Source organism: Kitasatospora sp. NPDC059722 (genome assembly GCF_042733235.1).
In the GTDB taxonomy this organism is placed as follows: domain Bacteria; phylum Actinomycetota; class Actinomycetes; order Streptomycetales; family Streptomycetaceae; genus Kitasatospora.
On sequence record NZ_JBHWGD010000075.1, the window covers coordinates 27,671 to 38,689 of the forward strand.

Here is an 11,019-nt window from a genome sequence, read left to right on the forward strand (position 1 = left end):
GGGGCGCGCCCCCCCGGGGGGCGGGCCGCGGGGGTCCTGCTGGGGGGGGGGGCGGGGGGGGGGCGGCGGCGGCGCCGCGGCGCGGGGCGCCCCCCCCCCGCCACCGTCGTCATGTTCACCAGCACCGACCCCAGCCGCAGGATGGCCGGCGGCGCCCGGCTGCTGCCCGCGATCCTGCGGATGAAGGCCTTCGTGCACGAGCTCGGCCAGGACGACGGCATCGCCGTGGTCGACCTCTTCTCCGCACCCTGCTTCGACGACCGCCGGCTCTGGGCCGAGGACCGCCTGCACCTCTCGCCCGAGGGGCACCGCCGGGTGGCCGCCGCCGTCCTGGAGGCGCTCGGCCGCCCCGCCGGCTTCGACTGGCGCGCCCCGCTGCCGCCCGCCGCCCCGCGCGGCCGTGCCGAGAAGCTCGGCGCCGACGCCCGCTGGATCGGCTCCCACCTCGGCCCGTGGATCGGCCGCCGCCTCACCGGCCGCTCCTCCGGCGACGGCCGCCCGCCGAAGCGGCCGGAGCTGCTGCCCTACCGCTGACCGCTGCCCTACTGCCGCCCTACCGCTGAGCGCCGCCCTCCCGTGCCTCCGGCTCCAGGACGAGGCTCGCCATCGGGGAGTGGACCGTCCAGCCGAGCGCCGAGTACAGCGCGCGGCCGTCGGTGGTGCCGACCAGGACGGCCTGTTCGGCACCGGCCTCGCGGGCGGCGTGCTGGAGCGTGCCCATCACGATGCTGCCGAGGCCCCGGCGGCGGTGGTCGGGGGACGTGACGATCTGGTCCGGCACGGCGACCGGGCCCGCCAGGCCCGCCTGCCCCCGGGCGGCGAGGTGGCCGGTCGAGGTGCGGACCAGCGTGCGGACGACGCCGCCGCGGATCCACGTGGTGACGGTGTAGCCGGCCGGCGGCGCGGGGCGCCCCGCGCCGCCGAGCGGCAGGCTCATCAGGAAGCCCGGCACGTCCAGCCGCCACTCGGGCCCCAGCCAGGGGCGGACGGTGTCGTCCTCCGCGAACAGCTTGAGCCAGGTGCCCGGGGCCGTCGTCGCCCCGGCGATCTTGCGGACGTCGTCCTCGGTGGGGTGCGGCAGCACGCGCCGTGCGACCTCGCCGGTCGGGGCCCCGACGTCGATGCTCCAGCCCCACGGCTCGGCGGCGGGTTCGGCGGCGCCCCGGGAGACGACCCAGCCGGAGATCCAGCGGCGGACGAGTTCCGTGGTGCCCGGGTCCGGGTTCCGCATCGGTGTACCCCCGTTGGTAATAGGTGAATATGTGCTGCATACCTTACATCTGGGGGAGGGGCGAGGCCAGGGGCGCAGTAGGCTTGGCGGGTTCGACGCACCGGAACGATTCGGTGCGCCCAGGCCGGAAGGACGACGACACGTGGGCGAGCGCAGCGAGCGAACCATTGAGAGGTGCGTGTTGCGCGAAGCGGCTGCCGAGCGCAGCGAGGTGGGCGCATGAGCGAGCTCAGTGAGGTGGGCGGCAACGGCGGATCGCTGCCGGTCGAACTCCGGTCCGACTGCACCAGCTGCTTCGGGCTCTGCTGCGTCGCCCTCCCGTTCGCCGCGGGCGCCGACTTCGCGGTCGACAAGGCCGCCGGCACCCCGTGCCGCAACCTCCAGACCGACTTCACCTGCGGGATCCACGCGCGCCTGCGCGACACCGGCTTCCAGGGCTGCACCGTCTACGACTGCTTCGGCGCCGGCCAGCGCGTCTCGCAGGTCACGTACGGCGGGCGCAGCTGGCGGGAGGAGCCGGCGAGCGCGCGGGAGATGTTCGACGTCTTCCCGGTCGTGCGGCAGCTGCACGAGCTCATGGCGTACCTCGGCGAGGCGCTCGGCTTCGACGCCGCCCGCGCCGTCCACCCCGAGCTGCGGGAGGCCCTGGAGGCCACCGACCGGCTCGCCGGTGGCACTCCGCAGGAGATCCTCGCCGTCGACGTGAACGCGCACCGGCAGCGCGTCAGCGAACTGCTGCTGCGGGCGAGCGAGCACGTCCGCGCTGCCGTCCCGTGCCGCCGCGAGCACCGCGGTGCCGACCTCTTCGGCGCCCGGCTGCGCGGCGCCGACCTGCGCGGCGCGAACCTCCGCGGGGCGCTGCTGGTCGCCGCCGACCTGGGCGGGGCCGACCTGCGGCTCGCCGACCTGATCGGCGCCGACCTGCGCGACGCCAACCTGGCGGGCGCCGACCTCACCGAGGCCCTCTTCCTCACCCAGGCCCAGCTCAACGCCGCCCGCGGCGACGCGACCACCCGCCTCCCCACCGGCCTGACGCGCCCGGCCCACTGGCCCGACACGGCCCCGGCGGAGGCCGCCCGGCAGGGCGCCCCGCGCAAGCCGCGCAGCGGCGGCCGGGCCGGTGGCGGCCGCCCGCGTCGGCGCTAGCTTCGGAGGTCCGGCCAGCCCTCGGCGTTGGAGCACGACTCGTAGTCGTAGCGGGTCAGGAAGTCCCACTCCTCGCCGGTGACCGCCTCGTACGCCTCCTCGTGGACGTACAGCAGCTCCTCCGCCTGGAGCGCGGTGTACGGCGCGAACCGCTCGGGGTGGCCGAAGACTCCTTCGTAGACCTCCCGTCCGGCCGTCACCACGGCGGCGCGGGTGTAGAGGAAGTGGTCGTCGGTCTGCCAGTCGTGCGGCGCCTCGGCGTCCTGGACCGGCAGCCGTCCGAACTCCGCGCGGTCCAAGCGGTACAGCGCCTCGGCCAGCCGCTCCCCGAAGCCGGTGATCTCCTCGACCGGCCCGAGCGCGAGCCGCTGCGCAAGGCCCTCGCACGCCTCCTCCAGGTGGTCGCACCTCTCCAGGACGGCCGGCCCGCCCAGCGTGCCGACCAGCTCCCAGAACCGGTCCCAGGTCATGACCGGCAGTTCGTCGTGCGCGTTCTCGTTCCGCATGCGACCCACCTTGTCGCATGCCACTGACACGCGATTCCCCCATGGTGCAACCGGGGCATGATTCTTACCCGAGTAGATTCTTGACCGAGTTCAGTTATGCTGGTGGTCCAGTGTGCGGGAACGACGGTCGGGAGGTCGCGGCATGGTGGCGGGAATCGACGGCGAGCTGGCGCGGGAGCGGGCCCACGTCGCCCGGTGCCGGGAGGCGCTCGCGCGGCAGGTGGACGACGCCGGGTACCAGGTGATCGCGGGCGAGGACGTGTCCGGCGACGGCGCGAGCGCCGAAGCGCTCGGCCGCTACCTGCGCACCCGGGCCCGGCGGATGGCGGACCTGCCGGACAGCCCGGCGTTCTTCGGCCGGCTGGACTTCGGCGACGTCCCCGAGGCCGGTGAGCACCGGCGGCAGCGCTACTACGTGGGCCGCCGCCGGATCTCCGAGGACCCGACCGCGCCGCCGCTGGTGGTCGACTGGCGGGCCCCGGTCTCCCGGGTCTTCTACCAGGCCGGCCCGCACGACCCGCTCGGCCTGGCCGGGCGTCGCCGGTTCGGCTGGGCGCCGACGAGCCCCGGGGCGCCGGAGGACCTGACCGGCCTGGAGGACGAGCGGCTCGGCGGGCCGCCCGCCGATGCCCCCGGCGGCATCCTGGCCGCGGAGATCGAGCGCCCCCGGACCGGGCCGATGCGGGACATCGTCGCAACCATCCAGCCCGAGCAGGACGCACTGGTGCGCGGCGGGCTGGCCGAGTCGGTGTGCGTGCAGGGTGCGCCCGGCAGCGGCAAGACCGCCGTCGGCCTGCACCGCGCCGCGTACCTGCTCTACACCCACCCGCAGCGCATCCGGCGCTCGGGCCTGCTGGTGATCGGGCCCAACCGGGCGTTCCTGCGCTACATCGCCGAAGTCCTGCCCGCGCTCGGCGAGATCGACGTCGCCCAGTGCACCGCGGAGGACCTGGTCGCCACCCACCCGGTGCGCGGCGAGGACGACACGCGCGCCGCGGCCGTCAAGCAGGACGCCCGGATGGCCGCCGTCCTGGAGCGCGCCCTGTACGCCAGGGTCCGGGCGGCGGGCGCCGAGCCGGTGGTCGTCACGGAGGGCTCGTACCGCTGGCGGATCCCGGGGGAGGCGCTGGAATCGATGGTCGCGGAGGTGCGCGGGCAGGGCGTGCCGTACGCGATCGGGCGTGAGCACCTGCGCACCCGGGTGGTGGCGGCGCTGCGGGACCGGGCCGAGCGGCGCACGGGCGTCCGCAGCGGGACGTGGGAGGCGCGGATCGGGCGCTGCCGTCCGGTGAAGGAGTTCCTGGACGCGGCGTGGCCGGCCGTCCGCCCGGAGCTCGTGGTGGCCGAACTGCTCGGCGATCCCGTGGTGTTGGCGGCGGCCGCGGCCGGCCTGCTGGACGCGGGCGAGCAGGCGGCGATCCGGTGGCGGCGCCCGCCGCGTTCGGAGCGGAGCGCGGCCTGGTCGGCGCAGGACCTGTTCCTGCTGGACGAGGTCGCGGGCCTGATCGAGCGGCCGGACGGGTTCGGGCACGTCGTCGTCGACGAGGCGCAGGACCTCTCGCCCATGCAGTGCAGGGCGATCGCCCGGCGCAGCGGCTTCGGCTCGCTCACCGTGCTCGGCGACCTCGCGCAGTCCACCACGCCCGGGGCGGCGCGGAGTTGGCCCGAGCAGCTGGCCCACCTCGGCAAGCCGCGGGCGGCGGTGGTGCCGCTGACGACGGGATTCCGCGTTCCGGCGGCGGTGATGGAGCTCGCCAACCGGGTGCTGGGTGCGCTCGGCGTGGACGTGCCGCCGGCGGTTTCGCTGCGGGCGGGTGGAGAAGTGACGATCCGTCACGTGGGGGACGTGGAAGAGGAAGTGGCCGACATCGTCCGCGAGGCGCTCGGTCGCGAGGGCTCGGTGGCCGTGATCGCGGCGGATGCCGCAGTGGCACGGACGGCGGAGGCGCTGGCGGCGGCCGGGCTGCCGGCGGCGACCGCGGACGGGGTCGGCGGGGCGGCCCGGCTCACCGTACTGCCCGCCTCGCTGGCCAAGGGACTCGAGTACGACCACGTGATCGTCCTGGAGCCCGCCGCGATCGTCGACGCCGAACCGCGTGGCCTGCACCGCCTCTACGTGGCGCTCACCCGGGCCGTCTCCCGCCTCGACGTGCTGCACGCCCGCCCGCTGCCGGAGGCCATGCGGGCGGGCGGCTAGCGGGTCGGGCGCCCGGGGCCGGCGGCCCGGGCCCAGCCGTGCTCCAGGAGTTCGAAGGCGCGGTCGGCGTCGCCGACGGCCTCGAAGTGGAGCTCGTCGGCGCTCTGGCCGTCCTCGGCGATGCGGTGGTGGTTGTGCTCGGCGAGGACGCGCCGGGTCGCGGTGAGCTGGGCGGCCAGGAGCCGCGCCGAGAGCACGCGGGGCGGGGTGGCGTCCGAGTCCTCGCGCAGGGCCTCGGCCAGGGACTCCTCGGCCCGCGCGAGGTACTGGGCGCCGCGGGCCACCAGGCCCGGGGTCGAGCGGACGAGCCGGTTGAACGCCAGCACGGCGGGGTGGTCGTTGAGCCCGGTGATCGGGTCGCGCCGGTCCAGTCCGGCCACGAAGTCCCGGTGCAGCGCACCGATCGCCGTCTCGCCCGGAGCCCGGCCGCGGACCACGTCGGCGGCCTGGTCCTGGTGGTCGGCGAAGCGGTGGACGACCAGGTCCTCCTTGGACGGGAAGTAGCTGAACAGCGTCGGCTTCGACACCTCGGCCGCCGCGGCCACGTCGGCCACCGACACCCGGTCGAACCCGTGCTCCAGGAACAGCGCGATCGCCGCCTCCGAGATCGCCCGCCGCGTCCGTTCCTTCTTCAGCTCCCGCAGTCCACTCATGCGCCCACCTCGCTGCGCTCGGCGGTCGCTTCGCGAAACACGCACCTCTTGACTGTTCGCTCGCATCGCTCGCTCATGCCAACCAGGCTAGCAGCCAAGCTTGACCGGGGAAGGTTTCTGACCCGGTCTGGAGTGTCAGGAGCTCTGGGACTCCAGGATCCGGCGCACGGACTCGACTTCCGCCCCTGGCGCCGGGTCTCGATCCGCCGGGCGCCGGCGATGTTGTGCAGGGGGTAGGCGTCCGCGTCCACCCACAGCACGCGCTTGCTGACTCTGACCTGGATGACGTCCTTGAACAGCGCCACGGTGCGCTCCCCCCTGCGGCAGGCAGGCGCCAACTCCGCTTTCCGTAAAGCGGGTTGGCGGCAGCACGCCATAGCAACGGCGTCCTGTGCGGGCAGTAGGAGCGACAGAACCGCTACCGCGTGGAGGGGCCGGATCAGGCGGTGCGGTCGGCGAGGACCTCGCGAACGACGTGGCGGGCGGCGGCGGTCAGGGTGGGGTTGGTGTGCCGGTAGTACGGGATCGCGATGAGGGCGATGGACAGGGCCCAGGCGCGGGCGCGGGCCCACATGGCGTCGTCGGCGCCGAGGGCGGTGCGGAAGGTGCCGCGGGCCTGGGCGGGCAGGACGGTCCACGCGGCGATGACGTCGACGGTGGGGTCGCCGACGCCCATCAGGCCGAAGTCGATGACCGCGCCGAGCCCTCCGGTGGGGGCGAGCAGGAGGTTGCCGGGAGAGAGGTCGCCGTGCATCCAGGTGGCCGGGCCGGTGTGGTCGGGCAGGCGCAGGGCCTTGTCCCACAGGGCCGTCGCGCTCGCGGTGTCGATCGTGCCGGTGAGCCGGGCGAGCGCCGCGCGGGTCGCGCCGTCACGGGCGGCGAGCGGGACCCCGCGGGCCGCGGGCGGTCCGCCGGCCGGGTCGGCGGATCTCAGGCCGGTGATGAACGCGGCCAGGTCGCGGGCGAGTCGGAGCGGTGCGGCGAGGGCGCCGACGGCCGGGTTCACGCCGTCGAGCCAGCGGACCACCGACCACTCCCACGGGTAGCCGGCGGCGGGCCGGCCGAGGGCTACCGGCGCGGGGATCGGCTGCGGCAGGTGCGGGGCGAGCCGCGGCAGCCAGTACTGTTCGCGGCCGACGCCGTCCGCGGCCCAGCCGACCCGGGGGAGGCGGACGGCGAGGTCCGGGCCGAGCCGGAACATCGCGTTGTCCGTCCCGGCGGAGACGACCGGGCGGATGGGCAGGCCGGCCCACTGCGGGAACTGGGCGGAGAGCAGCCGCCGCACCAGGGCTGTGGTGATGTCCGGTTCGTCGGGGTGCATCCTGACGGCAGCGCACATGCCCGGCAGCGTACAGCGCGGCCCGTGCGGCCAGCAGCCGGATCATCGAACTGCTGTGACAAATTCGGATCATCAGATCACTACGCTGGCGCGATGATCACCACACGGGGGCAGGCGGACGGCTGGCCCGCCCGGCCTACGGGCAGACGCAGCATCGAGTGGACGGCTTTCGAGCGCTGGGCGTTCCGGGCCGCGTTCGCCGTCCTGGCCGTCCTGCTGCTCCTGGGCGTGACCGGGCACTACAACAGCCGCTCGGGCGGCTACCTCGTGCTGCAGCAGTGGTTCGACCGGCCGTTGCTGCTCTGGACCCTGGCGATCCCGGCCCTGTTCGTCGCGGTGCTCAACGTTCCTTGGTGGATGTGGCTCCGGATCCTGCTCACCACCGCCGTCACACTGCTGGCGGCCGGGACGATGGTGCTCTGGCTCTTCCTCGCGACCTCCACGGTCGTGAAGGGCACCCAGGAGGCGCCGGGCCGCACCGACCGGAAGATCGTGCAGGAGGAGACGGGCTGGGCGCTCGACTCCACCACGGCGTACTACGTCGACGAGGGGACCGGGCTGACCACCCGCCGGTGGCTGGTCCTCGCCCAGGGCCCCCACGACCCGTACGACCGCGCCGTCCGCTGGTCGGGCCCGGACCGGATCCAGGTCGACACCGACACCGGGACCGTCACGATCGACCTCGCCGCCGACGGCCGGCCGAGCCGGGAGCTCCACCTCGACGGCTGACGTGCGCCGGCCGCCGCCGGCCGGCCTCAGCCGAGCGTCACCCGCACCCCGACCGTGCCGCCCCGGCCGAACCGGACCACGTTGGCCGCCAGCGCGACCGCGCACAGCGGGCCGTACTTGCGGCGCAGCAGCTTCCGGTACGCGGGCGCCCGGGCGGCGTCGAGCACGGCGGTGGCCGGGACCTGCTCGCCGAGCAGGGTGCCGCGGATGTCGCACGGCCCGACCAGGACGTCGGTGCGCCGGCGCAGCCGCTTGACCTTGCCGGTGCGGGTGACGGTGGTGAAGACGAGCGCGTCGCCGTCCCGGGCGACCCACACCGGCGTCGGCACGCCGGTGCCGTCCCGCCGGAAGGTCGTGAACAGCAGGTACTTGGCGGAGGCGAGCCGGTCGAGCCGCGCGGCACGCCCCGCCTCCAGCGAAGGGGAGGTGTCCATGCCCGCCACCGTAGGGGCGCGCAACGGAGCACCGCTCAAGCCCGGTTGGAGCCGGGCGGCGCACCCGCCACGCCCGGCCGCCCCGGGTGCGGCCGGGAGCCGTCCGCGGCACCTGCCAGAATGCAGGGCGTACGGCGAACGCACTGAAGGAGAAGGTGACCGGCTTCGTGACCACGCCAGTCGATGAGCAGTCCCGGCGGGCCCAGCGGGCGATCGAGCGGAAGATCGCCGAGGAACTGGGCGTGCGCGACGGGCAGGTGACGGCCGCCGTCGACCTGCTCGACGGCGGCGCGACCGTCCCGTTCGTCGCCCGATACCGCAAGGAGGCCACCGGCTCCCTCGACGACGCGCAGCTGCGCACGCTGGAGGAGCGGCTGCGCTACCTGCGCGAACTGGAGGAGCGCCGCACCGCCGTCCTGGAGTCGATCGAGGCCCAGGGCAAGCTGGACGACGCGCTGCGCGCGCAGGTCCTCGCGGCCGACTCCAAGGCCCGCCTGGAGGACATCTACCTGCCGTTCAAGCCGAAGCGGCGCACCAAGGCGCAGATCGCCCGCGAGGCCGGCCTGGAGCCGCTCGCCGACACCCTGCTCGCCGACCCCTCCCAGGACCCGGCAGCGCTGGCCGCCGGCTACCTCAACGAGGCCGTGGCGGACGGGAGCGCGGCCTTGGAGGGCGCCCGCGCGATCCTGGTCGAGCGCTTCGGCGAGGACGCCGACCTGGTCGGCTCGCTGCGCGAGCGGATGTGGACCCGCGGCCGGCTGGTCGCCCGGGTGCGGGACGGCAAGGAGCAGGACGGCGCCAAGTTCGCCGACTACTTCGACTTCGCCGAGCCCTACACCAGGCTCCCCTCGCACCGCATCCTCGCGATGCTGCGCGGCGAGAAGGAGGAGGTGCTCGACCTCGAACTGTCCCCGCTGGACGGCGACGAGACCGGCGACACCAGGGGCGACCTGCCCGGCGCGGCCGACTACGAGCAGCGCATCGCCGCCCGCTTCGGCATCGCCGACCACGGCCGCCCGGCCGACAAGTGGCTCGGCGACACCGTCCGCTGGGCCTGGCGCACCCGCGTCCTGGTGCGGCTCGGCATCGACCTGCGGTCCCGGCTGCGCGCCGAGGCCGAGGAGGAGGCGGTGCGGGTGTTCGCGGCGAACCTCCGCGACCTCCTGCTCGCCGCCCCGGCCGGCACCCGCGCCACCATGGGCCTGGACCCGGGCTTCCGCACCGGCGTGAAGGTCGCCGTGGTGGACGCCACCGGCAAGGTCGTGGCGCACGACACGATCTACCCGCACCAGCCCGCCAACAAGTGGGACGCCTCGCTGGCCACCCTGGCGGTGCTGGCGAAGAAGCACGGCGTGGACCTGATCGCGATCGGCAACGGCACCGCCTCCCGCGAGACCGACAAGCTCGCCGAGGACCTGCTGGGGCGCCACCCCGAACTGGGGCTCACCAAGGCGATGGTGAGCGAGGCCGGCGCCTCGGTGTACTCGGCCTCCGCGTTCGCCTCGCAGGAGCTGCCCGAGCTGGACGTGTCCATCCGCGGCGCGGTCTCCATCGCCCGGCGCCTCCAGGACCCGCTGGCCGAGCTCGTCAAGATCGACCCCAAGTCGATCGGCGTCGGCCAGTACCAGCACGACCTGAGCGAAGTGAAGCTCTCGCGCTCGCTGGACGCCGTCGTCGAGGACTGCGTGAACGCCGTCGGCGTGGACGTCAACACCGCCTCCGCGCCGCTGCTGACCCGCGTCTCCGGCATCACCGGCACGCTCGCCGACAACATCGTGGCCCACCGCGACGCCAACGGGCCGTTCCGCACCCGCAGGCAGCTCAAGGACGTCGCCCGGCTCGGCCCGAAGGCGTTCGAGCAGTGCGCGGGCTTCCTGCGCATCCCCGGCGGCGACGACCCGCTGGACGCCTCCAGCGTGCACCCCGAGGCCTACCCGGTGGTGCGCCGCATCCTCGCCGCGACCGGCGGCGAGCTGCGCGAGCTGATCGGCAACGGCGAGCGGCTGCGCGCGCTGCGCCCGGCGGACTTCGCCGACGACACCTTCGGCATCCCGACCGTCACCGACATCCTCGGCGAGCTGGACAAGCCGGGCCGCGACCCGCGCCCGGCGTTCCGCACCGCCGTCTTCAAGGAGGGCGTCGACAAGATCGGCGACCTGGAGGTCGGCATGGTGCTGGAGGGCGTGGTCACCAACGTCGCCGCGTTCGGCGCCTTCGTGGACGTGGGCGTCCACCAGGACGGCCTGGTGCACGTCTCCGCGCTGTCGAGGAACTTCGTCAAGGACCCGCGCGAGGTGGTCAAGCCGGGCGACATCGTGAAGGTCCGGGTCACTTCGGTGGACGTCCCGCGCAAGCGGATCGGACTGACGCTGCGGCTGGACGACGAGCCCGGCCGCGGCGGGGATCGGGGTGGGGATCGGGGTGGCGAGCGCGGCCGAGGCGGCGGCGACCGGCAGGCCCGCCCGCCGCGCCAGGACCGTCGCGGGGACGAGCGCCGCGACGACCGCCGCGGTCAGGACCGGCGTGGCCAGGGCGGCCAGGGCGGCTCCGGCGGCAGCACCCCGCCGGCGAACAGCGCCATGGCGGACGCGCTGCGCCGGGCGGGCCTGACCGGCGGCTCGGGCGGTCAGGGCGGGCGCGACGACCGCCGCTCCGGGCGGCGCTGAGCGGCACCCGGCCCCCGGCCCCCAGGGCCCGGAACGCAGCACGCAGTACGCAGAACACGGAACGGCCGGGGCCCCCGGGGGCCACGGCCCCACACCCCCGGGGGGAGGGCCACATATG

10 protein-coding genes are annotated in these 11,019 nt (G+C 75.1%); 5 read left to right on the forward strand and 5 right to left on the reverse strand.

Annotated features, from left to right (window positions below; all coding sequences use genetic code 11):
• Positions 1–111: 111 nt before the first annotated feature.
• A complete protein-coding gene (locus tag ACFV4F_RS33635; RefSeq protein WP_380508307.1) occupies positions 112–534 on the forward strand; it encodes a hypothetical protein in 423 nt (140 codons plus the stop codon).
• Positions 535–553: 19 nt separating this feature from the next.
• On the opposite strand, the gene ACFV4F_RS33640 is transcribed toward ACFV4F_RS33635, so the two are convergent.
• The gene (locus ACFV4F_RS33640) at positions 554–1,231 is read right to left on the reverse strand and encodes a GNAT family N-acetyltransferase (protein ID WP_380508310.1); all 678 of its coding nucleotides are present in this window, start codon (positions 1,229–1,231) and stop codon (positions 554–556) included.
• A gap of 219 nt (positions 1,232–1,450) precedes the next feature.
• On the opposite strand from ACFV4F_RS33640, the gene ACFV4F_RS33645 reads away from it, so the two are divergent.
• On the forward strand, positions 1,451–2,377 hold the full coding sequence (locus ACFV4F_RS33645; RefSeq protein WP_380508313.1) for a pentapeptide repeat-containing protein: 927 nt from the start codon (positions 1,451–1,453) through the stop codon (positions 2,375–2,377).
• Here ACFV4F_RS33645 and ACFV4F_RS33650 read toward each other — a convergent pair.
• Positions 2,374–2,883: a DUF4240 domain-containing protein gene (locus ACFV4F_RS33650; protein WP_380508315.1), complete on the reverse strand. Its 510-nt coding sequence runs from the start codon at positions 2,881–2,883 to the stop codon at positions 2,374–2,376. The two genes, ACFV4F_RS33645 and ACFV4F_RS33650, sit on opposite strands and share 4 nt — an antisense overlap.
• A gap of 142 nt (positions 2,884–3,025) precedes the next feature.
• Here ACFV4F_RS33650 and ACFV4F_RS33655 point away from each other — a divergent pair, with 142 nt between their 5' ends.
• Positions 3,026–5,080, forward strand: coding sequence for a HelD family protein (locus ACFV4F_RS33655; protein ID WP_380508318.1), 2,055 nt, complete (start codon positions 3,026–3,028; stop codon positions 5,078–5,080).
• Here ACFV4F_RS33655 and ACFV4F_RS33660 read toward each other — a convergent pair.
• Both ACFV4F_RS33660 and ACFV4F_RS33665 read right to left on the reverse strand, forming a co-directional pair.
• A complete protein-coding gene (locus ACFV4F_RS33660) occupies positions 5,077–5,733 on the reverse strand; it encodes a TetR/AcrR family transcriptional regulator (protein WP_380443476.1) in 657 nt (218 codons plus the stop codon). The two genes, ACFV4F_RS33655 and ACFV4F_RS33660, sit on opposite strands and share 4 nt — an antisense overlap.
• 439 nt (positions 5,734–6,172) lie before the next feature.
• A complete protein-coding gene (locus ACFV4F_RS33665) occupies positions 6,173–7,072 on the reverse strand; it encodes an aminoglycoside phosphotransferase family protein (RefSeq protein WP_380443472.1) in 900 nt (299 codons plus the stop codon).
• Between the two features lie 93 nt (positions 7,073–7,165).
• Between ACFV4F_RS33665 and ACFV4F_RS33670 the strand changes: the two genes are divergently transcribed.
• The gene (locus tag ACFV4F_RS33670; RefSeq protein ID WP_380508321.1) at positions 7,166–7,801 is read left to right on the forward strand and encodes a hypothetical protein; all 636 of its coding nucleotides are present in this window, start codon (positions 7,166–7,168) and stop codon (positions 7,799–7,801) included.
• Between the two features lie 26 nt (positions 7,802–7,827).
• On the opposite strand, the gene ACFV4F_RS33675 is transcribed toward ACFV4F_RS33670, so the two are convergent.
• Positions 7,828–8,235 carry a PPOX class F420-dependent oxidoreductase gene (locus ACFV4F_RS33675; RefSeq protein WP_380443469.1) on the reverse strand — a complete coding sequence of 136 codons (408 nt, stop codon included), beginning with the start codon at positions 8,233–8,235 and terminating at the stop codon, positions 7,828–7,830.
• A gap of 167 nt (positions 8,236–8,402) precedes the next feature.
• Between ACFV4F_RS33675 and ACFV4F_RS33680 the strand changes: the two genes are divergently transcribed.
• A complete protein-coding gene (locus ACFV4F_RS33680; protein ID WP_380508323.1) occupies positions 8,403–10,901 on the forward strand; it encodes a Tex family protein in 2,499 nt (832 codons plus the stop codon).
• The last annotated feature ends 118 nt before the right edge of the window (positions 10,902–11,019 follow it).